The following is a 23,179-nucleotide window of genomic DNA, read 5'->3' as shown; positions in this document are numbered from 1 at the left end:
AGGGCAGAGAGCGCCGATCACCTCGTCCACCCTCCTGTGCGGGGAGGGTGGAGGTCTTCTATTGAACGCTGCCCCGCCATTGTGGACTAGACCATTCTCGTCTGTCCATCCATCGGCAAGGTCGCGTTCCCGGCCCATCCTCCAACACGAACGCCGTGAGATCCAGGTTCATCGCGCCCCGATTCCGCAGGTACGCTCGCTCATGTGCCCTCCATGAACGACCTCGTACGCCAGCACACCGCTCTGAGTGAGTCCGACCTCGAGTGGCTCCATCTGCTGGTCTCGGAGTGGCAGCTGCTCTCCGACCTCTCCTTCGCGGACCTCGTTCTCTGGGTCCCGACCCTGGACGGCACCCGCTACGTGTCCGTGGCCCAGATGCGGCCCAACACCGGCCCCACCTCCTACCAGGACGACATGGTCGGCCACCTGGTTCCCCGCGGCCGCCGCCCGCTGCTCGACGCCGCCCTCGACGAGGGCCGGATCGTGCGCGAGGGCGACCCGGAGTGGCGTGAGGAGGTCCCGGTCCGGGTCGAGTCCATCCCCGTACGCCGTGAGGGCCGCGTCCTCGGCGTCATCGCCCGCAACACCAACCTGCTCACCGTCCGAACCCCGTCCCGGCTGGAGCTCACCTACCTCCAGTCCGCCTCCGACCTGGCCCAGATGATCGCCGCCGGCACCTTCCCCTTCCCCGGGGAGGCGAGCGACATGGACTCCTCGCCGCGGGCCGGCGACGGACTGATCCGGCTCGACGCCGACGGCATCGTCCAGTACGCCTCGCCCAACGCCCTCTCCGCGTACCACCGGCTCGGGCTCGCCGCCGACCTCGTCGGCCAGCACCTCGGCCAGATCACCGCCGAACTCGCCCCCTCCCGCGGCCCCGTCGACGAGGCGCTGGTCAAACTGGCCTCCGGCTACGCCCCGCGCGAGGCCGAGGTCGAGGGCAACGGCGGGGTGATCCAGCTCCGGGCGATCCCGCTCAAGCCCAAGGGCACCCGCATCGGTTCGCTCGTACTCCTGCGCGACGTCACGGAACTGCGCCGCCGCGAGCGCGAGTTGATCACCAAGGACGCCACCATCCGGGAGATCCACCACCGGGTGAAGAACAACCTCCAGACCGTGGCCGCGCTGCTGCGCCTCCAGGCGCGCCGGATGGACTCCGACCGGGGGCGCGAGGCCCTCAACGAGGCCGTGCGCAGGGTCGGTTCGATCGCCATCGTGCATGAGACGCTGTCTCAGAACCTGGACGAGCGCGTGGAGTTCGACGAGATCGCCGACCGGGTGATCGCGATGGTCGCCGAGATCTCCCCGGGCAAGGTGACCTGCCGGCGCAACGGCCGCTTCGGCATCCTCGACGCCGAGGTCGCCACCCCGCTCTCCATGGTTCTCACCGAGATCCTCCAGAACGCGCTGGAGCACGCCTTCGCGCAGGGTGAGCACGGCACGGTCGAGGTCACGGCCGTCCGCGGGGAACCCCGCGCCGACGCCCGGCTGTTGATCACGGTCAAGGACGACGGCCGCGGTCTGCCCGAGGGCTTCGACCCGCAGCGCGCCGGCAACCTCGGTCTGCAGATCGTACGGACGCTGGTGGAAGGGGAGTTGGGCGGAACCTTCGACATGCAGCCGGGCGTGGAGCGCGGGACCAGGGTCGTCCTCGACATCCCCGTACGGTCCCAGAAGTAGCCGAGTGGAGCGGCCCGAGCCGAGCAGCCGAGCGGCAGGGCACACAGCAGCGAGCCCCGGACCGAAGGAGATCGGTCCGGGGCTCGAATGCTGTGGGTTACTGCTGCGCGCTGCGGCTCGGGGGCGGTGATTGCGTACGCGATGTACGCGCCGCTTGCCTCAGGCTTGTCAGGGTGTTCAGGCGCTGGCGTTGCGCGCCCGGTTGCGAGCGGCACGGCGCTTCATCGCGCGGCGCTCGTCCTCGCTGAGGCCACCCCAGACGCCGGAGTCCTGGCCGGACTCGAGCGCCCACTGCAGGCACTGCTCCATGACGGGGCAGCGGCGGCAGACGGCCTTGGCTTCCTCGATCTGCAGCAGCGCAGGACCGGTGTTGCCGATGGGGAAGAACAGCTCGGGGTCTTCCTCACGACAAACGGCGTTGTGACGCCAGTCCATGGCTGCTACCTCTCTTGGTATTACGTGCAGGTTGCTTGTGAATGTGAACGCTTTCACGAATCCCCCCGCAAGGGAAGGGCCGATCACCAGATGAACTGGTGTGGTCCTTGGATTGAGGAGGGGTTCTGACTCTCAGTGGAGGCCGGTCTTGCGGGCCGTCCCGATCGCCAAGAAGAGACTCGCAAACCTCAGCACCGGATACAACCCCTTCCGGAAAGTTTTTTTTGATTCCTCGGTGTCGGCTAGGTCACAGCCGTACTTCTAAGGGGTGGATGCCAGTCTAAACGTTCGAGTGAAAGGACTTTCGGCCCTTCCACTCACACAATCACACGCAGTGCACGGCGAACGCCTGTGAACGTCACGCTCGTACGCAGTCCGAGGTGGTCTCCGTCCATCTGGAGGGGGAGCGGAACCTTCGAATGCAAGGTGAAGTCGGTCAGGTCGTGCAGAGTCAGGGCGTGCTTGCCGTGCGGCCCGCGCTCCGGGCTGGAAGTGAGCAGCTGGGTGGCGTAACGGGCCACCGCGGGGGTCGAGAGCCGGCTCAGACCGAGGACGTCGAGGGCCGTCTCGAACGAGGCCTCCGGAGACGCGTACACCGGACGATTGCCCAGGTAGGTCCAGGGGGAGGTGTTGCAGATTATGGACAGGACCAGGTCCTCGACGGGCGCCTCGCCGGGGCGCTCCAGGGTGATCGTGCCGTGCCGGCGGTTCGGCTCCTCCAGGAACTGGCGGAACACCTGGCGGAGGTAGAGCGCGTGCGTGGATCTCTTGCCGCGTTCCCGCTGCTGTTCGACTCGCCCGATGACACTGGCGTCGAAACCGAATCCGGCGCAGAACGTGAACCAGCGGGCCGGGACGGCTTCGTCCTCGGTGCCAGGCGTCCCGGACGCGAGCCCGAGGCTCACTGTGCGTGCACGGCGCTCACGGAGCGCGTCGAGCAGCGCGCCCGTCGCCTCGACGGCGTCGTTGGGCAGACCGAGCGCGCGGGCGAAGACATTGGTGGAGCCGCCGGGGACGATCGCGAGGCCCGGCAAACGGTCCGGATCCGGACCGCCGTGGAGCAGTCCGTTGACGACCTCGTTCACCGTTCCGTCGCCACCGAGGGCGACGACCATCTCGATGTCCTCGGACTCGGCGGCCCGGCGGCCGAGGTCGCGGGCGTGGCCGCGGTACTCGGTGGTGACGGCCTCCAGCTTCATCTCGCTCGCGAGGGCGTGGATGAGGACGTCACGCGTGCGGGCACTGGTGGTGGTGGCTGCCGGATTGACCACAAGAAGTGCGCGCATGGCCGCCAGCGTACCTACCCGGCGGTACCGATCCCAGTCGTGGCCACCTGGCGGACGCCCCGTCGGACGGCCCCTGGCCCCCGGCCCGCGCCATGGGCCCGGCTACCCTGCCTGGTATGAGCAGTACGGAGCAGAGCCCCCGACCCGTCCGGTTGACCGCGGCGGCCGCGGTGGCCGGAATCGAAGCCCTCGCGCTGGTGATCGGGGGCGTGTACGTGCTCGTGACGGCGTTCACCGGCGACCCCGACGGGCTGACGCAGGCCCTCATGGGCGGGGCGACGCTGATCGCGCTCGGTCTGATCCCGGGTGTCGCCGCGCGCGGCCTGCTGCTGCGCCGGAGCTGGAGCCGCGGGCCGGCGATCATCACCCAGATCCTGGCCCTGCCGGTCGCCTGGCAGCTGCTCCAGGCGAACAGCGCCATGATCCCGGCCGGCATCGCCCTCGCCGTCCTCGCCGTCGGCGGCCTGGCCCTCCTGGTCAACCCCGCGACGACCGAGGCACTGGGCATCGGCCGCCGCGGCGAGGCGTGACGAAGCGGGTGTGACGGGCGAGGCGGCCGTGACGGGGCGGCCGTGACCTGGCGAGGCGGCCCCTGACAAGGCGGCCGCGTCGAGGCGGCCGCCTCAAGGCCGCCCGTGGGGTGACCGCCCGTATGGCGACCGCCCGCTACTCCTCGACGAGGAGCTTCTCCCGCAGCTGCGCCAGTGTGCGCGCCAGCAGACGGGAGACGTGCATCTGCGAGATGCCGACCTCCTGCGCGATCTGCGACTGGGTCATGTTGCCGAAGAACCGCAGCAGCAGGATCCGCTTCTCCCGGGGCGGCAGGTCCTCCAGGAGCGGCTTGAGCGACTCTCGGTACTCGACCCCCTCAAGGGCCTCGTCCTCCGCGCCGAGCGTGTCCGCGACCGCCGGGGACTCGTCGTCCGTGTCCGGCACGTCCAGGGAGAGCGTCGAGTAGGCGTTCGCCGATTCCAGGCCCTCCAGGACCTCTTCCTCCGAGATCCCGAGCCGCTCGGCGAGCTCGTGCACCGTCGGTGAGCGGCCGTGCAGCTGGGACAGCTCCGCCGTCGCCGTCGTCAGCGACAGCCGCAGCTCCTGGAGCCGGCGCGGCACGCGCACCGCCCAGCCCTTGTCCCGGAAGTGCCGCTTGATCTCGCCGACGACCGTCGGTGTCGCGTACGTCGAGAACTCGACGCCCCGCTCCGGGTCGAAGCGGTCCACCGACTTGATCAGACCGATCGTCGCGACCTGTGTCAGGTCGTCGAGCGGCTCGCCCCGGTTACGGAACCGCCGGGCCAGGTGCTCGACCAGCGGCAGGTGCATCCGTACCAGCTGATTGCGCAGCTCCGCCTTCTCGGGGGAGCCCTCCGGAAGCTCGCGCAGCTTGACGAAGAGCGCCCGCGCCCCGCTCCGGTCGTGCGGATCCGGAGCCTCCCGCGGCTCGGTGACCGCGGAGTGCTCGGTGGCCGCGGTGTGCTCGGTGGCCGCGGTGTGCTCGGAGGCCTCCGCGGCCTTGGACCGCAGGGAGTCCTCGGAACCCTCGGAGTCCTCGGAGGCCTTGGCCTCCGGGGACTCCTCGTGGGTCCCCGGCGCCTCCTCGGCACCCTTGAGGACCTCGTTGTGCTGCTCGTGCTCGCTCATCTGGACCGCCTGCTCCGTAGCGACCTCGATCTCGACCTCCGGATGCGGCCGCGCCTGCTGCTCAGGGATGCCGGCCGTCGCGTCCCCGCTCCTCACGCCGGGCCTGGCCCCGCGCCGCGCTGTTTGTACAGGCTGATGGAGACGGTTTTGTCGTCCGCCACGGACGACTCGACCTTTCCGGCCAGCGCGGAGAGCACCGTCCAGGCGAAGGTGTCCCGTTCCGGAGCCCGCCCGTCCGTCGTCGGCGCCGACACCGTCACGTCGAGCGAGTCGTCGACCAGCCGGAAGACACAGCTGAGGACGGAACCCGGTACGGCCTGCTGGAGCAGGATGGCGCACGCCTCGTCGACCGCGATCCGCAAGTCCTCGATCTCGTCGAGGGTGAAGTCCAAGCGCGCCGCGAGGCCGGCCGTGGCCGTACGCAGCACGGACAGGTAGGCACCCTCAGCGGGCAGCCGGACTTCCACGAAGTCCTGGGACCCGGGCTCGCCTGCGATCTGGGACACCCTCACCTCCAAGGTGGCACAAGCTCATTCGGGGCCCGGGGGAGAAAGCCCCCGAACCGGGCGGTACGCAGTCGGTTGCGCAATCCGCCGTGACGCTATCGCGATCCATGCTGCCGTGTCGCCGTGGACCCCGGTCGGGACCCGGCCCCCGTCTGTCACTCATGGTAAGGCCATGAGTACGGACAGTGGCTAGAGGTCTGCGGGGCCCAATTGCGAGCGACCGGCGGAGGATTGTCGTACCCACCCCTCAGACGATCGAACCGTCCACGAAGCACCACCGCCAGCGTTCGTTCGGCTCGAAGGTCCGCATCACCGGGTGACCGGTCGTCGAGAAGTGCCCGGTGGCGTGCCGCCCCGCGGACGAGTCGCAGCATCCCACGTGCCCACAGCTGAGGCAGAGCCGCAGCTGGACGGGGTGCGTGCCGTCGGCCAGGCACTCGGGGCAGGTGTCGGTCACCGGCACCGGTTCGGGGCGCGGCATTTCGGCAACGTGCGGGCACTCGCTCATGATGGCCAGGTTACGTGGTGGAACGAGCCGGGGACGGGGACCGAGGGATGGACGCACTGCAGCTGGTGGCACTCGTCGCGGCGAGCGCCGCGGTGGCCGGAGCGGCCCGCCGGACACCGGTGCCCGCGCCGCTGCTCCTGGTGGCCGTCGGTCTCGCCGCCTCGTACGTCCCCGGCGTCCCGGACTACACCCTCGACCCGCACATCATCCTTCCGCTCATCCTGCCGCCCCTCCTCTACACGGCGGCGGTGGACTCCTCGTACCTCGATCTGCGGGCCAACATCCGGCCCGTCGCCCTGCTCTCGGTCGGGTACGTCCTCTTCGCCACGGTCGCGGTCGGCTGGCTGGCGTACGTCCTCGTCCCCGACCTCCCGCTGACCGCCGCGCTCGTGCTGGGCGCTGTCGTCGCGCCGCCGGACGCCGTCGCGGCGACGGCGATCGCCCGCAAGCTCGGCCTGCCCCACCGGATCACCACCATCCTCCAGGGCGAGTCCCTGGTGAACGACGCCACCGCCATCACCGCCTTCAAGGTCGCGCTCGCCGCGGCGGTCGGAGAGGGCGTCAGCTGGGCGGGCGGCCTCGGCGAGTTCGCGCTCGCGTCGATCGGCGGGATCGGCGTGGGCCTCGTCCTGATGGCCCCCATCCATTGGCTCCGCTGCCGGCTCGGCGAGCCCCTGCTGCAGAACACCCTCTCGCTCCTGATCCCCTTCGTCGCCTACGCGGCGGCGGAGGAGGTCGGCGCCTCCGGTGTCCTCGCCGTGGTCGTCGTCGGCCTCTTCCTCGGACACCGCAACTGGCAGGTGGACTTCGCGACCCGCCTCCAGGAGGAGGCCGTGTGGAAGATGGTCGCCTTCATCCTGGAGTCCGCCGTCTTCGCCCTCATCGGCCTTCAGCTGCCGTACGTCGTCCAGGGCCTCGGGCAGTACGGGATCGGGGAGGCGGCCGGGTACGCCGTCGGGGTCTTCGTGGCCGTGGTCGTCGTCCGCTTCGTCTGGGTCTACCCCGCCACCTTCCTGCCGCGGTGGATGTCGCAGAGGGTCAGGGAACGGGAGCCTGGGGTGGACTGGAAGGCCCCGCTGATCGTCGGCTGGGCCGGCATGCGGGGCGTGGTCTCCCTGGCCATCGCCTTCTCCATCCCGGTCATGACGCACGGGGTGGAGTTCCCCGCCCGCAACCTCGTCCTCTTCCTCACCTTCACCACCGTGATCGGGACGCTCGTCGTCCAGGGGCTCACCCTGCCGCCGCTGATCCGGTTCCTGAAGCTCCCCGGCCGCGACACCTACGCGGAGATCCTGGCGGAGGCCCAGGCGCAGAGCGAGGCGTCCCGGGCGGCGGAGGAGCGCCTCGACGCCCTGCTGGAGGACGGGCACAACACCCTGCCGCAGCCGCTGGCCGACCGGCTCCGCACGGTCCTCGAACGGCGCCGCAACGCGGTGTGGGAGCGGCTCGGCGCGGTCGACGAGGTCACGGGCGAGACGGCCGACGACACCTATCGCCGGCTCTCCCGCGAGATGATCGAATCCGAACGCGAGGTGTTCGTCCGGCTCAGGGACGAGCGCCGCATCGACGACGAGATGCTGCGCACGCTGCTGCGCCGCCTCGACCTGGAGGAGGCGGCGGCGTACCGCGAGGGCATGCCCTGAGCCCGGGCGCCGGCCGTGACGCCCGCTGGTCCCGACGGGGCACCGGACGTCACGACCGCTTGTCACGACGGGACGCCGGGTTCCGGGCCGGGCGTCAGGACGGGCGCCGGTTCCGGACCGCTCGTCACGACGGGCGCGGGGTTTCGGGCCGGCGTCAGGCGGGGGCGCCGGTGCCGGGGTCGGCCGTCACGAAGGGGCGCCGGTGATCACCGCGGCGACGGTCGTGCCCGGGGCGAACGCGCCCTCCTCGGCGAGGGTGACAAGTCCGTAGAGCATTTTGGCGACATACAGTCGCTCGATGGCGAGTCCATGCCACGCCTCGAACTCCTCGGCGAACGCGTCGAGGGCCGGGTCCGTACGGGCGTAACCGCCGCCGTGGAAGCGCTCGTCGAGGCTCCACGCGCCCCGTGGGCCGCCGAACGCGGCGCGCTGGAGGTTCCGTATCTCCTCGCCCAGGAAGCCGCCCCTGAGGACCGGGACGCCGAGCGCACGCTGCCCGGGGCCGAGACCGGCCGCCAGGCCCGCGAGCGTGCCCCCTGTGCCGCAGGCGACGGCGACCACGTCGGCCGCACCGCGCAGCTCGCGGCCGAGCTCCGTACAGCCCTCGACGGCGAGCGCGTTGCTGCCGCCCTCGGGGACGACGTACGTCCCCGAAGGGGACCGCGCGAGCAGCCCGGCCAGTACCTCCGGGTCCGCCTTCGCCCGGTACGTGGCACGGTCCACGAACACCAGCCGCATCCCGTCCGCCGCGCACCGCGCCAGCGAGGGGTTCAGGGGCCGGTCGGCCAGCTCCTGCCCGCGGACGACCCCGATCGTGTCGAAGCCGAGGAGCCGTCCGGCGGCGGCCGTCGCGCGCAGATGGTTGGAGTAGGCACCGCCGAAGGTCAGCACCGGACGGCCGTCGCCCTCCCGGAGGTTGAGCGCCAGCTTGCGCCACTTGTTGCCCGGCAGGTCCGGGTGGATCAGGTCGTCGCGCTTGAGCAGCAGCCGCAGGCCGCGCCGGGTGAAGCGCTCGTCCTCGACCGGCTCCAGGGGGGAAGGGAGCCGGGGCCGCAGGCGGGAGAGGTCGAACGCGTTCACCCGGCCATTGTCCCCGCCGGCCCGCCGCGGGCGCTCCCGGTACGGGCTCCCGATACGGGCCCCGGTACGGGCCCCGGCACGGGCCGCTGGGGCGTGCGGTCGGGCAGTGCGGTCGGGCACACACCGCGGGCGCGGCGGCTACCGGAGGCGCTCCCCGATCCGTTCGCGCATCGAGGCCATCGTGAAGCCGCGGGGGTCGACCTTCCCCGGCTGCCACTCCAGGTGGCCGATCACCGAGCGCTGGGTCCAGCCGTGCACCCGGCAGACCGCCGCGGCGGCCTTCTCGATGGCCTCCAGCTGGACCTTCGGCCACGGGTCCTTCCCGTCCCCGAGGTTCTCGCATTCGAATCCGTAGAAGTGCCGGTTGCCGTCGGTCGTGGCCTCGTTGTCCGGAGGGAGACGCTTCTCCGCGATGACCGCGCGCAGGACCTCGTCGTCGCCGGCCCCCGCGTGGTTGGCACGGCCGTAGCCGACGAGGTGGACCGTGCCGTCCTTGGCGATCACGCCGTGGCAGAGCGGTCCGGGAAGGGCCGCGTGGCCGTCCCGGCAGAGCCGGACGGTGTTCGCGGTGCCGCGGGTGACCGTGTGATGGATCATCACGCCGTGGACCGGGCCCCAGGGGCCCTTGTGATTGCGGTTGTGCGTACGCCAGTCGCCGACCTGGACGACCGAGAGGCCCTCGTCGCGGAGGGCGTCGAGGAATCTGCTCGGTGACATGGGTGGAGCCATGACCGCCTCCTTCGGGATAAGCGGAACGGGACGGGGACCGAAGTGCCCGGAACACCGGAGTACCGGAGCAATCCCCTCCGGTCCATCCGTTCGGACCGTGTGCGAGTCGTTCCGGACATCGGGCCACAGGGCGGCCGGGCTGAGCTGTTCGAGTGGAAACCGGGTGACATGCCCAGCCGGAAGCCGATCACTCCCACTCATTTGTGTAATGGCGCAGGCACTCTCCGTACTGACAGGCTTCCTCTCGCAGGTCATTCACATCGAGAGGGAGTTCCATGTCCGTTGGTTCGGTTGGCGACGAGGTCCGCGCGGAACAGTCAGCCCCGCAGCAGAGTCTCGGTACCGCCGCCGCGCGGAACCTGGCGACGACCACCAAGTCGGCGCCGCAGATGCAGGAGATCACCTCTCGGTGGCTGCTGCGGATGCTGCCGTGGGTGCAGGTCCAGGGCGGTACGTACCGGGTGAACCGGAGGCTCAGCTACTCCGTGGGTGACGGCCGCGTCACCTTCGTCCAGACCGGAGAGCGTGTCGCGGTGATCCCGGCCGAGCTCGGCGAACTCCCGGCGCTGCGCGGCTACGAGGACGAGGAGGCCCTCACCGAACTCGCCTCGCGCTGCCGCCAGCGCGAGTACGCGGCCGGAGAGGTCATCGCCACCGCCGGCGAGCGCACCGACCGCGTCCACCTCCTGGCGCACGGCAAGGTCGAGCAGATCGGCGAGGGGCCGTACGGCGACGAGGCGGTCCTCGGAGTCCTCGCCGACGGCGCGTACTTCGGCGACGGCGCGCTGATCCACGAGGACACCACCTGGGAGTGGACCGCCCGCGCGGCCACCACCTGCACCGTCCTCGAACTGACCCGTGACGACGTGCGCAACCTGGCCGAGCGGGCCACCTCGCTCGCCGAACATCTCGCCGGCGTCGCCGCGCTGCCCCACCAGCGCACCAACAAGTACGGCGAGGCCGCCATCGACCTCTCCGCCGGACACGTCGGCGAGGCGGTCGTCCCGCACACGTACGTGGACTACGACGGCTCGCCGCGCGAGTACGAACTGTCGGTCGCCCAGACGGTGCTGAAGGTCCACAGCCGGGTCGCCGACCTCTACAACCAGCCGATGAACCAGACCGAGCAGCAGTTGCGGCTCACGGTCGAGGCGCTGCGCGAGCGCCAGGAGCACGAGCTGATCAACAACCGCGAGTTCGGTCTGCTCTCCAACTGCGACTACGGGCAGCGCATCCAGCCCCACGACGGGGTGCCCAGCCCGGACGACATGGACGAGCTCCTCTCGCGCCGCCGGGGCTCCAAGATGTTCCTCGCCCACCCCCGTGCGATCGCCGCCTTCGGGCGCGAGTGCAACCGGCGCGGGCTCGTCCCCGAGTCCATCGAGATCAACGGCAACCGGATCCCGACCTGGCGCGGTGTGCCCATCTACCCGTGCAACAAGATCCCCGTCTCGGACGCGCGGACCACGTCGATCATCTGTATGCGTACGGGCGAGTCCGACCAGGGCGTGATCGGCCTGCACCAGACGGGCATCCCGGACGAGATCGAGCCGAGCCTGTCGGTCCGCTTCATGGGCATCGACGAGCAGGCGATCATCTCCTACCTCGTCACGGCGTACTACTCGGCGGCGATCCTCGTGCCCGACGCGCTGGGCGTCCTGGAGAACGTGGAGGTCAGCCGCTGGCGCTGACGCGCCGGCTCCAGTGACCGTGGCGGGGGGCCGCGCCGACCGGCTCCCCGCCACGCCCGCCGTACCGAACACCGCCCTACCGAGAACTGCCTTGTGCGAAAGAGGGGAACTGTGACCATGACTCGGGCGGACGCCGTGGCCGACACCCAGGGTGCCGTGGCGCTCCTCGACCAGACGCGGAGCGTCGTCAACCCCCAACTACGTTCCACCATCGAATCGTTGCCGGGCTCCATACGGAGGGTGGCGATGTACCACTTCGGCTGGGAGCAGGCCGACGGCTCCCCGGCCACAGGGCAGGCGGGCAAGGCGATCCGGCCCGCGCTGGTGCTCGCCGCCGCCCGCGCGCTCGGTGGTGACCCGGCTCCCGCGGTGCGCGCCGCCGCGGCGGTGGAGCTCGCGCACAACTTCAGCCTGCTCCACGACGACATCGTGGACGAGGACCCGACCCGCCGGCACCGGCCCACGGCCTGGACGGTGTTCGGCATCCCCGACGCGCTGATCGCGGGCGACGCCATGCTCGCGCTCGCCCTCCGGCTGCTCGCCGAGGACGGCCACCCGGTCTCGGCCGTGGCCTCGGCCCGGCTCGCCGCCTGTGTCATCGAGCTCTGCGCCGGTCAGCAGGCGGACTGTGCCTTCGAGCAGCGCGCCCCGCACGAGATATCGCTGGACGAGTGCGTGGCGATGGCCACCGCCAAGACCGGGGCCCTGCTCGGCTGCGCCTGCGCCCTGGGCGCGCTGTACGCGGGCGCGGACGAGGAGGAGGTCGCGGCGATGGACGCGTTCGGACGGGAGGCCGGTCTCGCGTTCCAGCTCATCGACGACCTGATCGGCATCTGGGGCGACCCGGAGCGCACGGGCAAGCCGGCCGGTGCGGACCTCGTCGCCCACAAGAAGTCGCTGCCGGTGGTCGCGGCGCTCACCTCGGGGACCGCGGCGGGGAAGGAGTTGGCCGAGCTGTACGCCCGTAAGGAGCTCGACGCCTCGGCCGTACGGGCGGCGGCGGACGCGGTCGAGCGGGCGGGCGCCCGGGACTGGGCGCAGATCCAGGCGGCCGACCGGATGGCCCGGGCGGTGCAGCAGCTCTCCCGGGCGGTGCCGGATCTGGCGGCGGCCGGGGACCTGCTGGCCCTGGCGGAGTTCGTCACGCGCCGGACGCGGTGACCGTGACGAATCAGCCCTCCGGCACGATCCGCGTGACCACGGTCTCGATGAGTTCGTCGAGGTCACGGTCGTCGTGGAGTCCGGGGACCGTGAAGTGGTCGAAGAGCAGCCCGGTCAGGGCGAAGTAGAGCAGCCGGACCGTGTCGCCGTCGCCCGGGAGGCCGGCGGCGAGATGGAAGCGGATGTTCTCGTCGAGGTCCCCGCGGAGCACCTTGGTGAGCTGGGTGCGCAGTTCGGGCCGGCGGGTGGCCTCCAGGCGGAGCTCGAAGAGGCCGAGGAAGCAGGTGCGTTCGGCGGCCATCCGTCGTGCGAGCCAGCGCATCAGCTCGACGACCAGCTCCCGCGTGGGCTCGGGCCGCAAGGCCGTCTCCAGGGCGCCGTCCTCCGTGGTCATCCGGACGAAGATCCGGTCCGCGACCTGGGAGAGCAGCTGATCCCGGTCGGGGAAGTAGTTGGACGAGGTGCCCGTGGGGACGCTCGCCCGGGCGTCGACCGCCCGGAAGGTCAGTCCACGGGCACCCTCGTCCGCGAGCACCTCGATCGCCGCGTCGAGCAGAGCGGTGCGCCGCTCGGGGTTCCTGACCACCGGACCTCCTGATTCCACTTCTCGCCGGAAGATAGCTCTTGCGTAACCACTACAGGTGAAGCACTATAGCCGTCGTGGTTGCGACAGCGGCCACTTTCCCCGAAGAAGAGGACCGGCTTGCGCAAGCTCACGTACTACATCGCCTGCACCATCGACGGCTTCATCGGCGACCCCCAGGGGGACGCCTCGTCCATGTACCAGTTCGTGGACGCACCGTTCATGGAGTTCATGAGCGGCGAGTACCCGGAGACCATCTCGACACAAGGGCGCGTGGCCCTCGGGATCGACGCCGACAACAAGCGCTTCGACACCGTCGTCCAGGGCCTGGGTTCGTACAAGGTCGCCCTGGACATCGGCATCACCAGCCCCTACGCCCACCTGCGGGAGTTCGTCGCGACCCGCTCGCTCACCGAGTCGCCCGACCCGAACGTCGAGCTGATCGCCGAGGACCTGGTCGGCCGGATCCGGGAGCTGAAGGCGGAGGACAGCCCGCTCGGCATCTGGCTCTGCGGCGGCTCCACGATCGCCGGCGAGCTCATCGAGGAGATCGACGAGCTGATCATCAAGACGTACCCGCAGGTCTACGGCTCCGGCATGCCGATGTTCGGCGCCGACTTCGAGGCCCGTGACTTCGAACTGTCCGCGGTGCGGACCTTCGACAACGGCGTGCTCGTCCGTACGTACACCAGGAAGCGGTGACAAGGGGGGCGCCCTACCCTGAGAGGTATGGGCAGCGACATCCCGCGTACGGTACGGGACCCGCGGGCCACGCCTCTGTGCGCGGCCTGCGGACAGCCCCTCGGTATCGTCGCGAAGCGGCACAAGGTCCTGGGGGCCTGGGTGCCGGAGTGGGAAGTGCAGCCGTGCCGTAACGCGCGGTGTGCGCTCTACGTCCGACCCGAGCGCGCCGACGGGGAGGACGACGAGCCGGGGACGGCCGCGGAAGGGATCGCGGAGGCGGCCCCGACGGTGGTTCCCGAGGACGGCACGGAAGCCGCTACCACGCACGTGACCGGCAAGAACGGCGAGACCGGGAGAAGTCCGGCCACAGGGTGACCGGCCGCGCGAAGGAGCCGGTCAGACCGCTACAGTCCGCGCATGTCATCGGAGTCGACGGAAGTCTGGACCGGTTGGTACCGGGACCGCAGCGGCGCGGAAGCGATCGCGATCACGGTGGACGGACGGCAGGTGTCCGCCCGCATCAGGGGTGTCGAGTACACGGGCGCGAGCTTCGCCGCCCTGTGCGCGGCGGAGAAGGCCGACGAGGCCCTGACCGGGTGCGTCCTGGAGTGGGATCTCCCGCTCCCCGTCGTCGTCGACGGAGCCGCACAGCAGGCCACCCTCAGCTGCCTCCTGACGCTCGGTGAGCGGGCGGACCTGAGCCTGACACTGCACTACGGCGGGACGGCTTTCGAGTCGGGCATCGCCGGTGGCGACTTCGAGGATGCGCTCGACCGCGTGAAGCGCCAGCTGCCTGCGGGGGCCGAGTTCGGCCGCCGCCTGCTCCAGACGGCCTGACGACGGCCTGACGACGGCCTGTCGGGGGCGGGCCGTGTGGCGCAAGGGACGGCGGGTGGCGCACCGGGCGCGTGTGGCGCACGGGCGCGTGGCGCACCGGGCGCGGTCCCGAGGCGTTCGGGCGCGGGCCGGCTCGTGTGAGGCTCGGCGCCGTCGCGGGGGTCAGGCGAGGCCGTTCCAGCCCCAGCGCGGGGTGGGGCCGGGTTCGCCGAGGTCCGTGCCCGGCGCCGAGGCCGAGACGTCCTTGGCGATCCGCGTCCCCCAGTCGAAGTACTCCACCACCCTGCGGCGCAGCAGGGCGTCGTCCGGCAGCTCCTTCTCCACGGCCGCCGTCATCAGCTCCATCCAGCGAAGCCGCTGTTCCTCCGTGATGCCCAGTCCGAGATGGGCCCGGAGCAGGGCCTGATGCCCGCCGAGCTCCGCCGTGAACTCGGCGGGTCCCGAGAAGACCTCCGCCAGCCACACCGCGACGCGCTCCACATGGGCTGCGGTGAAGTCGGCGAAGACGGGCGCGAGGAGGGGGTCGGCCAGGACCCCTTCGTAGAAGGTCTCGGAGAGCCGGCGCAGCGCGTCGGCACCGCCCACGGCCTCGTACAGGGTATTCGCGTGCTCGGCGGTCATCGAACGCCTCCGGGATCCGGGATGTGGCCTCCCAGCCTTCCCGCAACGCGCCCCGGATCCAAGGATGTTCGCTCTCGGCGGGGCGGACGGCCGAAGCCGTCCGCCCCGCCTGAGCACGGGCCCGGGTGGGCCCTGGGCTCAGAAGGACTTGAAGGCGGTGGCGAGACCGTTGCGCCACAGCTGGTCGACGCGCGCCCGCTCCTGGGAGTTGGGCTGGGCGTTCTGGCAGGAGGTGCCCGGGCCGCCGCCGGACATCAGCTCGCTGCACGGGCCCGAGTAGTGGTCGGGGAGGCCGAGGACGTGCCCGGTCTCGTGGGCGGTGACGCGGGTGGAGTTGTACTGCTGGTTCTGCCGGTAGTCGAGGAAGATGTAGCCGTTGCCGTGGCCGTCGGTGCTGGCGTACGAGCCGCGCGAGTCGTTGCCCTCGTAGTAGCGGAAGTCGGGGTTGCTGCCCTCCACCAGCCGTACGTTGACCACCGAGCTGTTCCATATCTGGGTGCTGCGGGCGATCTGGGTGCGGAAGCTCGGGGCGCTGGAGGCGCTGTAGACGACGGTGACGGCGGCCGCGCCGGGGTTGGCGGCCCGCTTCTTCGCCACGGACTTCATGACGGCGTCGTGGAACGCCTTGGTCGCCTTCGCGTCCTCGGTGGACCCGGCGTAGGCGGCGTACCCGGTGGGCGCGGCGGCGGAGTCGACGGCTGCGGCGGAGGCGGTGGGGACGCCCAGCGCGGCGGCGAGTCCGAGGCCGAGGGTGGCGGCGAGCGAGGTGGTGAGGACCTTGGGGTGTCTCATGGGGGGTGGCTCCTCCTGGTCGGTTGGAGAGAGTGTCGGGGGAGCCGGGGCCGCTGCGGATGATGGCAGCAGGGGATAGCGCGAAGGCATCATCACCTGATGGGGATGAGTCTTAACTACCCTCGAAATAAAGGGAATTGGTGTGACGAGGGTGTCTGGTGCGGCCCCCGGTACGGCCCTACCCTCGGGGCATGGAGCTGGAGGTGAGACATCTGCGCGTGCTCTGCGCCATCGCGGACACGGGCAGCCTGCACAAGGCGGCGCGGCAACTGGGCATGAGCCAGCCCTCGTTGACGACGCAGCTGCGCCGGATCGAGAACGCCCTGGGAGCGGAGCTCTTCGCGCGCGGGCGCACCGGCTGCCGCCCGACACCGCTGGGCCGCTCGGTGCTCAGCAGGGCGCGCCCGCTCGTCGACCAGATGGCCGCGCTGATCACCGAGACCAGGGCCGCGGCGGCTCGTACGGACGGGCCGCGGCTGCGGGTCGGTTCGACCGCGAGCAGGGCGCTGCCGGGATGGCTGCGCCGGCTGCGCCAGGGCCTCCCGGGCACGGACATCGCGCTCCACATGGACGTCTCCGCCAACGCCCTGCTGCGGTCGGTCGCGGCGGGCCAGCTGGACGTGGCGTTCGTCCACGAGGTGGAGGGGTGCCCGCTGCGGGTGCCGGACGGCCTCCTGGCACGGGTCCTGGTCGAGCGGGAGCCGCAGTTCGTCTCGATGGCCCCGGACCATCCGGCCGCCGCGCTGTCCGTCGTGGAGCTCGCGGACCTCGCCGAGGACCGCTGGATGGTCGACCCGACGGTGGACGGCGAGTGGGACGGGCTGCGACGGGTCCTGAGCGAGGCCGGCATCGACCCGCCGCTGCTGCACGGCGACTACCACACGGCGGCGTCCTTGATCGTCCTCGGCGAGGCCGTGGCGCCCTGCCAGCCGACATCGTTGCCACGCGAGGACATGGCGATCAGGCCGCTCCGGGACGACCCGCTGGCGGTACGTCTGCTCCTCTACGCCCGCGACGGGGCGCTGCTCGACCCGCTGTACGCCGACCTCGCGGAGGCCTACCGGGAGGCGGCGCTGCGGGCGGCGCCGTACCGGCAGTGGCTCCGCAGGCATGGGATGTCAGTGGGCGCGGGCATGATGACGGTATGAAGGATCATGGGGGCGGCCCGGTGCCGCCGGGTCACCGCACGCGAACCGCCGCGAGCGCGGACGTCGGGGAGGGCGAGCTCCGTTGACCGCCGCACGGGTGCGGCACGCGCGCCCGGAGGACCTCGACCGGGTGGCGGAGCTGGCCGCGGAGCACGCCGGGTACGAGAAGGCCGCGCCGCCGGCCCCGGGCCTCGCGGACCGCCTCTCCCGCCTCCTCTTCGGCCCCGAGCCGCCCCGCCTGCGCTGCCTGGTGGCGGAGCTCCCCGACGGCCGCCTCGTCGGCTACGCCACGTGCGCCCCCGAACTCTCCACGTGGGACGGTGCCGAGTACCTCCACATGGACTGCCTCTACCTCGCCGCGACGGAACGCGGCCTGGGCCTCGGGCCCCTGTTCATGAAGGCCCTGCGCGCGGAGGCCCAGGCACTCGGCCTGACGGAGATCCATTGGCAGACCCCGGCCTGGAACGAGGGAGCGATCCGCTTCTACGACCGCCTGGGCGCCACGGCCAAGCCCAAACTCCGCTACACCCTCAGGGTGGAGCCCACGGGATGACGACGCCCCCGACGTGGCGCGTACGGCCGCACACTCTCGGAGTGATCGCTCTGCACCCCGTCCTGGGGACCCGTCCACCGGTGGCTTCGGCCTCTGGCCGGTGGCCGAGTTCGAGGCGTACGACTTCCTGCCGCTGAGCGGGGCGCTGAACCCCGCCGAGGTCGGCACCGCGGTGATGCGCATCGCCCAGTGCAACGAGGTGGATCCGGAGGACGACGGCCCCTCGCCGCAGCCCGCCGATCCCCTGGGGAGCTTCCTGCACGGCCTGCTCACGACGGACACCCCCTTCGCCACCGGGGGCCTGAGGGTCACCGATACCGCGACGGGCGTCGTCCTGCTGCCGGGCTGTTGCAACGGGCTCGACGAACGAAGCGACTGGCTCGAAGTCCCCGACGGCGCCGGCCGGGCCTTCTTCGGCCACGATCCGTCCCCGCTCGCGGAACGTGTCGGCGACCTGGCGCGCCTGACCGTGAACGCCGAGCGGCCGCCGGCCGGACCCCCGGGCCCGTAANNGGACCCCCGGGCCCGTAACCGGACCCCCGGGCCCGTAACCGGACCCCCGGGCCCGTAACCGGACCCCCGGGCCCGTAAGGGTTGACGAGCCCGGGGGCGTGGCCCCGCGGGGGGCGTACGGTTCCGTTCTCTCCCGCCGTGAGGGGGAGAGGATCAGAACACGAGGTTCGACGCGTTGACCGGAGAACCGAGGTACGTCGTCTCGGCGCTCCGGAACGGGGTCTTCCAGTCGTCGGTGCCCTTGTACAGCGACGGCGAGTAGAACGTCGCGCTGATGCCGATGAGGTCGGGGCGTCCGTCACCGTCGGCGTCACCGGCTCCGATGAGCTGACCGAACGTGTTCCAGCCGCCGCCCACCTTCGTGCGGGGCGCGAAGGTGCCGTCGTCCTTGCCTAGGTACAGCCAGAGGACACCGGACTCGTCGCGGGCGACCAGGTCGCCGGCCGGTCCGCCCGCCAGGTTCCCGACGGCCACGAGGTCGTTGTAGATGCCCCAGCCGTCACCGATCTTCTTGCGGGCGGAGAAGGGCTTCATGGCGTCGCCGGTGCCGGGGTAGAGCCAGAGGCCACCGGACGTGTCGGCGGCGAGGGCGTCCGGGCGGCCGTCGTTCGTCAGGTCGCTGCCGAACGCGAGCTTGTCGTAGATCTGCCAGCCGCCGCCGACCTTGATCCGCCCGCCGAAGTTGCCTACATCGTCGCCCGGGTACAGCCAGAGCACTCCGGACCTGTCCCGCGCCAGGAGGTCACCGACCGCCGAACCGCCCAGGTCACCGCCGGCCTCGAGCCGGTCGTAGATGTTCCAGCCCGAGCCGAGGAGGGCCTTGGGCTCGCCCGCGTGGATCCCGAGCTGCTCGTCGATCGGACGGTAGAAGAGGTCGTTGCGCCAGAGGCGGCCGGTGGAGTCCCGGGCAAGCAGGTCGGGGGTGCCGTTGTCGTTGAAGTCGTGCGGCGCGGTCCTGCGGACGACCTTGAAGGTGCCCGTGCTGACGGCGTTCGGGCCGATGCCGTCGCTCGGACGGGCGACGATCTCCCAGGTGAAGTCGCCGTTGTGCACCTCTTCGTCCCAGTTGTCGTCCTCCCAGCCGAACGTCAACTCCTTGATCCCGCAGCACAGTGTGGAGGACTGGGTCTTTCCCGTGCGCACGTGGCGCACGGTGACCGTCGCGTTCTCCACCTGCCGGGACGCGTTCCACCGGAAGGTGAACCCGTCGTTCACGTCCAGGTCGAGGACCTCTGCGGGGACGGCGCCGTTCGTGACGACGGCCTCGGTGGGCTCGCCGGTCGTCGCGACCTTCTCGACCTTCGGCGCCTCGCTCCCCGTGTCCGCGATCCGGTACATGCCCTCGCCCTGCCCCAGGAGGCCGCCGCGTACGTAGAGGCTGCCGTCGGGGGCGGGCGCGAGCTCGTGCGCGTGGTCGAGCAGTCTCGCCGACGTTTTGGTCGTGAGGTTGTACGCGGTGAGGGGATAGTGCACGCCCGGCCGGGAGCTGCCCCAGCCTCCCATCTGCCCGTACACGACCCAGTCGCCGACCAGACCGACGTGGAAGTTGCCCCACGACGTCGCCTGCGCCACCGGGATCTCCTGCACGGCGCCGGTGACGAGGTCCGCGGCGAAGACCTGCGGCGGCCGGTCCGTTGTCTCGCCCACCGCCCAGGCGGTGTGGGTCGCCGAGACGGCGTCGAAACCGACCGTCCTGTCGCGGATGGAGCCGACGGTGCCGGTGGCCAGATCGATCAGGCCCCACTTACCCACCGAGCCCTGGAGGAAGGTGACCCTGGCGTGGTCGGGCGTGGCCGGCGCGACCTTGAGGGAGGTCGCGCCCACGGGGAGGCCGGTCACAGTCGCGTTGTTGTCCGCCTCGGTGTGCTTGCGGAGCACCGTGCCCGTGTCGGTCACGAGGGTCGTGAAGACGGCGTCGCCCGCCGCGCCCACGTACGTCGCGTCGCCCGTCGCCGACCCGACGGGGATCTCCAGGGAGCCGCCCGTGGTCATGTTCCGCTGGGTGATCCTGTACGACCCCTGGAAGACGAGGAAGTCGGTGGTCCGCGTCGACCGCAGGTAGGTCACGCTCGAGTATGCCTGCCCGGAGCCGTCCGCGTACCGCCTCCAGGTCGAGGTACCGGTTTCGGGAGCGGTCGTGAGAAAGCCGGTCACCCCGGCCCCGTCGAGCCGGCCGCCCTGGGGGTACGGGATCGGGTGCCCGGCGGTGGTCGCCGCGGGCGCCGTGCGGACCCCGCCGACCGCCGGAACGGCGCTCGCGGGGACGGCCGCCGCACTCGCACCGAGGGTGGCGGCGAGAGCGGTGGCGACGGCGATGGCGAGTCGACGTCGGGTCAGACGAGCCTGAGGCACGTGTCATTCCTCCCGGATGCATCAGGCGCACCAAGCGCCTCACGCCTCATGGGACGCACGGGAGAGCCAAAGGTTGTACGAGCGAATCGTTTGCGCCAGGGCACGGCCGCGGGCGCAGGTCTTTGACACCGATGCCTACGTGATCGACCAGGCGTCGCCGTCAGTGGCATGGGCACCTGTGGCCCGAAAAAGACCGCACCCGGACCGTCAGGGTCGCCGTGTTCGGCGGTCTGCGGACCGGGTGCGGGCAGGTGGGTGACGTGACCCGCGGAAGCAGGTCAGGGCGCCCGGAGGGAGATCAGGCCTTCTTCGTCTCCCAGAAGATGCGGTCGACCTCGGCGATGAGCTCCAGCGCCTTCTCGCCCGTCTTCGGGTCCGTCGACGCCTTCGCGGCCGACAGGGCCTTCAGCGTGTCGTTGATGAGCTGGTGCAGCTCCGGGTACTTCTCGAAGTGCGGGGGCTTGAAGTAGTCGCTCCACAGCACCGAGATGTGGTGCTTCGCGAGCTCCGCGCGCTGCTCCTTGATGACCGTGGCACGCGCGCGGAAGTGCGCGTCCTCGTTGGCCTGGTACTTCTCCTGGACGGCCTTGACCGACTCGGCCTCGATCCGGGCCTGGGCCGGGTCGTAGACACCGCAGGGGAGGTCGCAGTGGGCGCTGACCTTCACCTTGGGGGCAAACAGGCGGGAGAGCATTGAGCTGTCCTTCCTCGTGATCGTCTTCTCAGGTGGGAGATTACTCCCCGAGAAGGCTGTTTTCGCGAGCGCCCCCTAGGGCTTAGGACAAAAGTCCAGGGTCACCATGGGACTCGTGTACGAGTGGACGATCGGATCGGGAGGTGCCGGATGACGGACGCGGGGCGGCGGGAGCCGGGGCGGGGATCCGGGCCGCTGTTCGGGATCGCCGAGGTGACGGGGGTGTCCATGGTGCCCACGCTGCTCCACGGCGACCAGCTCCTCGTGCACTACGGCGGACGGCTGCGGCCCGGAAGCGTGGCCGTGCTGCGTCATCCGCTCCAGCAGGATCTGCTCATCGTGAAGCGGCTGATCGAGCGACAGGGCGCCGGCTGGTGGGTGCTCGGGGACAACCCGGACACCGAGGGCGACAGCCGCGTCTTCGGTGCGGTGCCGGCCGAGCTGGTGCTGGGACGCGTACGGGCGCGGTACCGGCCCGTCACGCCCGGGCGTCAGCGGTCGGTCGGTGTGGTGGTCTCCTGGCTCTTCTCGGCGCTCAGGCCGGTCACGTCGGACCGTTCGGCCTCCAGGCGCTTCCGGGCCCGGTAGGCGGCCACGTTGGCGCGGGTCGCACAGCGGTCCGAGCAGTAGCGGCGGGAGCGGTTGGTCGAGGTGTCGAGGTAGGCGTTGCGGCACGGCGGCGCCTGGCAGAGCCCGAGCCGGTCGGCGCCGAACTCCGTGAGGTGGAAGGCGAGACCCATGGCCGCGATCGCCGCGTACCCCGATGTCGCGTTCGAGGGGTGGTCGGCGAGGTGCATGTGCCAGCGCGGGTGCCCCTCGTCGTCCAGGTAGTCGTGACCCGAGATCTGCGGGCTGACCGGGAACTCCAGGAGCAGCGAGTTCAGCAGGTCCACCGCGTGGGTGTGGTCGCCGTCGTCCGCCGCCGTGAAGACCGCGCGCAGCCGGGTCCGTACCGAACGGAAGCGCGTCACATCGGCGTCCGTCGCCCGCCGGGCCATCTGGGAGGCCGTGCCGAAGAGCTCGCGGACCGCCTCGACCGACGTCAGGGAGTCCTTGTTACGGGCCGGCTCCTCGGTGTTGACCAGACGCACGGCGTAATCCGAGTAATAGGCCAGTTCCACTTGTAGTCCTTACGGCGGAGGTCTAGTGTCGGGTGCGAAGGGGGTAATGGACGTTCCCCCTCCGAGGGTATTACGAAGAGGGTGGAGGCAGCGCGATGACGGACGCGGCGACGACCGGAACCGACTGGGCGGCCTGGCAGGAGAGCTGGGACCGTCAGCAGGAGTGGTACATGCCGGACCGCGAGGAGCGGTTCCGCGTGATGCTCGACATGGTCGAGGCCGTGGTGGGGCCGGAGCCCCGCGTCCTGGACCTGGCGTGCGGTACAGGGAGTATCACGGATCGGCTGCTCAAGCGGTTCCCGAAGGCGACGAGCGTCGGCGTCGACCTCGACCCCGCCCTGCTCGCCATCGCCGAGGGGTACTTCGCCGGCGACGAGCGCGTCACCTTCGTGACCGCCGACCTCAAGGACCCGGAGTGGGTCACGAGGCTTCCGCACGGCTCGTACGACGCCGTGCTCACCGCCACCGCGCTGCACTGGCTCCACACCGAGCCGCTCACCGCGCTCTACGGTCAGCTCGCCGGCCTCGTCCCGGACGGCGGCGTCTTCATGAACGCCGACCACATGATCGACGAGACCACCCCCCGGATCAACGCCGCCGAGCGGGCCCACCGCCACGCCGCCATGGACCGCGCCAAGGCCGAGGGCGCCCTCGACTGGGCGCAGTGGTGGGCCGTGGCCGCCGCGGACCCGGTCCTCGCCGAGCCGACCGCCCGCCGCTTCGAGATCTACGGCGAGCACGCCGACGGCGACATGCCGTCCTCGCGCCGTCACGCCGAGATCCTCCGCGCCGCCGGCTTCGCCGAGGCCCGGCCGGTCTGGGCGTCGCCCTCGGACACCCTCGTGCTCGCGGTGAAGTAGCCCGGGACGCGGAAGGGGCGGTGCGGGAGATCCCGTACCGCCCCTTCCGTGTCGTACCGGA

The 23,179-nt window shown here is 71.1% G+C and carries 26 protein-coding genes; 13 read left to right on the top strand and 13 right to left on the bottom strand.

The features are described from left to right. Positions 1-213 precede the first annotated feature (213 nt). Entirely contained in the window at positions 214-1,680 is a 1,467-nt protein-coding gene (locus M5362_RS19660) for a sensor histidine kinase (RefSeq protein ID WP_260229241.1), read from the top strand. 177 nt (positions 1,681-1,857) lie between these two features. Here the strand turns inward: M5362_RS19660 and M5362_RS19655 are convergent, their stop codons facing one another. Then, positions 1,858-2,115, bottom strand: a complete 258-nt coding sequence (locus tag M5362_RS19655) for a WhiB family transcriptional regulator (protein WP_003953983.1) — start codon at positions 2,113-2,115, stop codon at positions 1,858-1,860. 317 nt (positions 2,116-2,432) lie between these two features. Continuing rightward, the gene (locus M5362_RS19650) at positions 2,433-3,401 is read right to left on the bottom strand and encodes a diacylglycerol kinase family protein (RefSeq protein WP_260228932.1); all 969 of its coding nucleotides are present in this window, start codon (positions 3,399-3,401) and stop codon (positions 2,433-2,435) included. Between the two features lie 116 nt (positions 3,402-3,517). Between M5362_RS19650 and M5362_RS19645 the strand changes: the two genes are divergently transcribed. After that, positions 3,518-3,931, top strand: a complete 414-nt coding sequence (locus M5362_RS19645) for a hypothetical protein (protein ID WP_260228930.1) — start codon at positions 3,518-3,520, stop codon at positions 3,929-3,931. Between the two features lie 136 nt (positions 3,932-4,067). On the opposite strand, the gene M5362_RS19640 is transcribed toward M5362_RS19645, so the two are convergent. The 3 genes from M5362_RS19640 to M5362_RS19630 all read right to left on the bottom strand — a co-directional run bounded on the left by M5362_RS19640 (position 4,068) and on the right by M5362_RS19630 (position 6,056). Beyond that, complete coding sequence (locus M5362_RS19640; protein WP_260228929.1) at positions 4,068-5,138, bottom strand: RNA polymerase sigma factor SigF; 1,071 nt, start codon at positions 5,136-5,138, stop codon at positions 4,068-4,070. Further along, positions 5,135-5,548, bottom strand: a complete 414-nt coding sequence (locus tag M5362_RS19635; RefSeq protein ID WP_260228928.1) for an anti-sigma regulatory factor — start codon at positions 5,546-5,548, stop codon at positions 5,135-5,137. Before M5362_RS19635 ends, M5362_RS19640 begins: the two co-directional genes overlap by 4 nt. Positions 5,549-5,795: 247 nt before the next feature. Beyond that, positions 5,796-6,056 carry a UBP-type zinc finger domain-containing protein gene (locus M5362_RS19630; protein WP_260228927.1) on the bottom strand — a complete coding sequence of 87 codons (261 nt, stop codon included), beginning with the start codon at positions 6,054-6,056 and terminating at the stop codon, positions 5,796-5,798. Positions 6,057-6,103: 47 nt separating this feature from the next. Between M5362_RS19630 and M5362_RS19625 the strand changes: the two genes are divergently transcribed. Beyond that, a complete protein-coding gene (locus M5362_RS19625) occupies positions 6,104-7,699 on the top strand; it encodes a Na+/H+ antiporter (RefSeq protein ID WP_260228926.1) in 1,596 nt (531 codons plus the stop codon). 186 nt (positions 7,700-7,885) lie between these two features. Here M5362_RS19625 and M5362_RS19620 read toward each other — a convergent pair whose 3' ends face one another. Beyond that, entirely contained in the window at positions 7,886-8,779 is an 894-nt protein-coding gene (locus tag M5362_RS19620) for a 1-aminocyclopropane-1-carboxylate deaminase/D-cysteine desulfhydrase (RefSeq protein WP_260228925.1), read from the bottom strand. Between the two features lie 138 nt (positions 8,780-8,917). Continuing rightward, positions 8,918-9,508, bottom strand: coding sequence for an N-acetylmuramoyl-L-alanine amidase (locus M5362_RS19615; protein WP_260228924.1), 591 nt, complete (start codon positions 9,506-9,508; stop codon positions 8,918-8,920). Between the two features lie 275 nt (positions 9,509-9,783). On the opposite strand from M5362_RS19615, the gene M5362_RS19610 reads away from it, so the two are divergent. Together M5362_RS19610 and M5362_RS19605 are read left to right on the top strand one after the other, a co-directional pair. Continuing rightward, complete coding sequence (locus tag M5362_RS19610) at positions 9,784-11,199, top strand: family 2B encapsulin nanocompartment shell protein (RefSeq protein WP_260228922.1); 1,416 nt, start codon at positions 9,784-9,786, stop codon at positions 11,197-11,199. Positions 11,200-11,316: 117 nt separating this feature from the next. Next, positions 11,317-12,360 carry a family 2 encapsulin nanocompartment cargo protein polyprenyl transferase gene (locus tag M5362_RS19605; protein ID WP_260229240.1) on the top strand — a complete coding sequence of 348 codons (1,044 nt, stop codon included), beginning with the start codon at positions 11,317-11,319 and terminating at the stop codon, positions 12,358-12,360. A gap of 10 nt (positions 12,361-12,370) precedes the next feature. Here the strand turns inward: M5362_RS19605 and M5362_RS19600 are convergent, their stop codons facing one another. Continuing rightward, positions 12,371-12,946, bottom strand: a complete 576-nt coding sequence (locus tag M5362_RS19600) for a TetR/AcrR family transcriptional regulator (protein WP_260228921.1) — start codon at positions 12,944-12,946, stop codon at positions 12,371-12,373. Positions 12,947-13,063: 117 nt separating this feature from the next. Between M5362_RS19600 and M5362_RS19595 the strand changes: the two genes are divergently transcribed. Genes M5362_RS19595 through M5362_RS19585 form a run of 3 tightly spaced genes read left to right on the top strand, consistent with a single transcriptional unit; the run spans position 13,064 to position 14,464 of the window. Next, positions 13,064-13,645: a dihydrofolate reductase family protein gene (locus M5362_RS19595; RefSeq protein ID WP_260228920.1), complete on the top strand. Its 582-nt coding sequence runs from the start codon at positions 13,064-13,066 to the stop codon at positions 13,643-13,645. A 27-nt stretch (positions 13,646-13,672) separates the two neighbouring features. Continuing rightward, positions 13,673-14,002 (top strand): hypothetical protein, encoded by a 330-nt coding sequence (locus M5362_RS19590; RefSeq protein WP_260228919.1) that lies wholly within the window; start codon positions 13,673-13,675, stop codon positions 14,000-14,002. A 42-nt stretch (positions 14,003-14,044) separates the two neighbouring features. Then, entirely contained in the window at positions 14,045-14,464 is a 420-nt protein-coding gene (locus M5362_RS19585; protein WP_260228918.1) for a DUF6304 family protein, read from the top strand. Positions 14,465-14,626: 162 nt separating this feature from the next. Here M5362_RS19585 and M5362_RS19580 read toward each other — a convergent pair whose 3' ends face one another. Beyond that, positions 14,627-15,085: a group II truncated hemoglobin gene (locus M5362_RS19580; protein WP_260228916.1), complete on the bottom strand. Its 459-nt coding sequence runs from the start codon at positions 15,083-15,085 to the stop codon at positions 14,627-14,629. Positions 15,086-15,223: 138 nt separating this feature from the next. Continuing rightward, complete coding sequence (gene snpA, locus M5362_RS19575) at positions 15,224-15,877, bottom strand: snapalysin (protein WP_260228915.1); 654 nt, start codon at positions 15,875-15,877, stop codon at positions 15,224-15,226. Between the two features lie 191 nt (positions 15,878-16,068). Here snpA and M5362_RS19570 point away from each other — a divergent pair, with 191 nt between their 5' ends. From M5362_RS19570 to M5362_RS19560, 3 genes are all read left to right on the top strand, one after another. Further along, on the top strand, positions 16,069-17,025 hold the full coding sequence (locus M5362_RS19570; RefSeq protein ID WP_260228914.1) for a LysR family transcriptional regulator: 957 nt from the start codon (positions 16,069-16,071) through the stop codon (positions 17,023-17,025). Positions 17,026-17,107: 82 nt separating this feature from the next. Next, positions 17,108-17,578 (top strand): GNAT family N-acetyltransferase, encoded by a 471-nt coding sequence (locus M5362_RS19565; RefSeq protein ID WP_260228913.1) that lies wholly within the window; start codon positions 17,108-17,110, stop codon positions 17,576-17,578. Between the two features lie 100 nt (positions 17,579-17,678). Then, the gene (locus M5362_RS19560; protein WP_260228912.1) at positions 17,679-18,089 is read left to right on the top strand and encodes a hypothetical protein; all 411 of its coding nucleotides are present in this window, start codon (positions 17,679-17,681) and stop codon (positions 18,087-18,089) included. A gap of 155 nt (positions 18,090-18,244) precedes the next feature. Here the strand turns inward: M5362_RS19560 and M5362_RS19555 are convergent, their stop codons facing one another. Both M5362_RS19555 and sodN read right to left on the bottom strand, forming a co-directional pair. Next, positions 18,245-20,443 carry a VCBS repeat-containing protein gene (locus M5362_RS19555; RefSeq protein ID WP_260228911.1) on the bottom strand — a complete coding sequence of 733 codons (2,199 nt, stop codon included), beginning with the start codon at positions 20,441-20,443 and terminating at the stop codon, positions 18,245-18,247. A 298-nt stretch (positions 20,444-20,741) separates the two neighbouring features. Then, positions 20,742-21,137, bottom strand: a complete 396-nt coding sequence (gene sodN, locus M5362_RS19550; RefSeq protein ID WP_137993403.1) for a superoxide dismutase, Ni — start codon at positions 21,135-21,137, stop codon at positions 20,742-20,744. Between the two features lie 150 nt (positions 21,138-21,287). On the opposite strand from sodN, the gene sodX reads away from it, so the two are divergent. After that, on the top strand, positions 21,288-21,725 hold the full coding sequence (gene sodX / locus M5362_RS19545) for a nickel-type superoxide dismutase maturation protease (protein WP_260228909.1): 438 nt from the start codon (positions 21,288-21,290) through the stop codon (positions 21,723-21,725). Here the strand turns inward: sodX and M5362_RS19540 are convergent. Further along, on the bottom strand, positions 21,629-22,258 hold the full coding sequence (locus M5362_RS19540; protein WP_260228908.1) for an ABATE domain-containing protein: 630 nt from the start codon (positions 22,256-22,258) through the stop codon (positions 21,629-21,631). The two genes, sodX and M5362_RS19540, sit on opposite strands and share 97 nt — an antisense overlap. A gap of 95 nt (positions 22,259-22,353) precedes the next feature. Here M5362_RS19540 and M5362_RS19535 point away from each other — a divergent pair, with 95 nt between their 5' ends. Then, positions 22,354-23,118 (top strand): class I SAM-dependent methyltransferase, encoded by a 765-nt coding sequence (locus M5362_RS19535; protein ID WP_260228907.1) that lies wholly within the window; start codon positions 22,354-22,356, stop codon positions 23,116-23,118. Positions 23,119-23,179: the final 61 nt, after the last annotated feature.

It is taken from the genome of Streptomyces sp. Je 1-79, from assembly GCF_025195125.1.
Classification (GTDB): domain Bacteria; phylum Actinomycetota; class Actinomycetes; order Streptomycetales; family Streptomycetaceae; genus Streptomyces.
This window is presented reverse-complemented; position numbering and strand designations above follow the sequence as displayed.

Excerpts from the sequence above, each read along its gene's own strand:
- M5362_RS19610 (WP_260228922.1), top strand. The coding sequence starts at position 9,784 with ATGTCCGTTGGTTCGGTTGGCGACGAGGTCCGCGCGGAACAGTCAGCC.
- M5362_RS19655 (WP_003953983.1), bottom strand. The coding sequence starts at position 2,115 with ATGGACTGGCGTCACAACGCCGTTTGTCGTGAGGAAGACCCCGAGCTG.
- M5362_RS19580 (WP_260228916.1), bottom strand. The coding sequence starts at position 15,085 with ATGACCGCCGAGCACGCGAATACCCTGTACGAGGCCGTGGGCGGTGCC.
- snpA (WP_260228915.1), bottom strand. The coding sequence starts at position 15,877 with ATGAGACACCCCAAGGTCCTCACCACCTCGCTCGCCGCCACCCTCGGC.
- M5362_RS19645 (WP_260228930.1), top strand. The coding sequence starts at position 3,518 with ATGAGCAGTACGGAGCAGAGCCCCCGACCCGTCCGGTTGACCGCGGCG.
- M5362_RS19590 (WP_260228919.1), top strand. The coding sequence starts at position 13,673 with ATGGGCAGCGACATCCCGCGTACGGTACGGGACCCGCGGGCCACGCCT.
- M5362_RS19660 (WP_260229241.1), top strand. The coding sequence starts at position 214 with ATGAACGACCTCGTACGCCAGCACACCGCTCTGAGTGAGTCCGACCTC.
- M5362_RS19625 (WP_260228926.1), top strand. The coding sequence starts at position 6,104 with ATGGACGCACTGCAGCTGGTGGCACTCGTCGCGGCGAGCGCCGCGGTG.
- M5362_RS19585 (WP_260228918.1), top strand. The coding sequence starts at position 14,045 with ATGTCATCGGAGTCGACGGAAGTCTGGACCGGTTGGTACCGGGACCGC.
- M5362_RS19650 (WP_260228932.1), bottom strand. The coding sequence starts at position 3,401 with ATGCGCGCACTTCTTGTGGTCAATCCGGCAGCCACCACCACCAGTGCC.
- sodN (WP_137993403.1), bottom strand. The coding sequence starts at position 21,137 with ATGCTCTCCCGCCTGTTTGCCCCCAAGGTGAAGGTCAGCGCCCACTGC.
- M5362_RS19570 (WP_260228914.1), top strand. The coding sequence starts at position 16,069 with ATGGAGCTGGAGGTGAGACATCTGCGCGTGCTCTGCGCCATCGCGGAC.
- M5362_RS19605 (WP_260229240.1), top strand. The coding sequence starts at position 11,317 with ATGACTCGGGCGGACGCCGTGGCCGACACCCAGGGTGCCGTGGCGCTC.
- M5362_RS19535 (WP_260228907.1), top strand. The coding sequence starts at position 22,354 with ATGACGGACGCGGCGACGACCGGAACCGACTGGGCGGCCTGGCAGGAG.
- M5362_RS19630 (WP_260228927.1), bottom strand. The coding sequence starts at position 6,056 with ATGAGCGAGTGCCCGCACGTTGCCGAAATGCCGCGCCCCGAACCGGTG.
- M5362_RS19615 (WP_260228924.1), bottom strand. The coding sequence starts at position 9,508 with ATGGCTCCACCCATGTCACCGAGCAGATTCCTCGACGCCCTCCGCGAC.
- sodX (WP_260228909.1), top strand. The coding sequence starts at position 21,288 with ATGACGGACGCGGGGCGGCGGGAGCCGGGGCGGGGATCCGGGCCGCTG.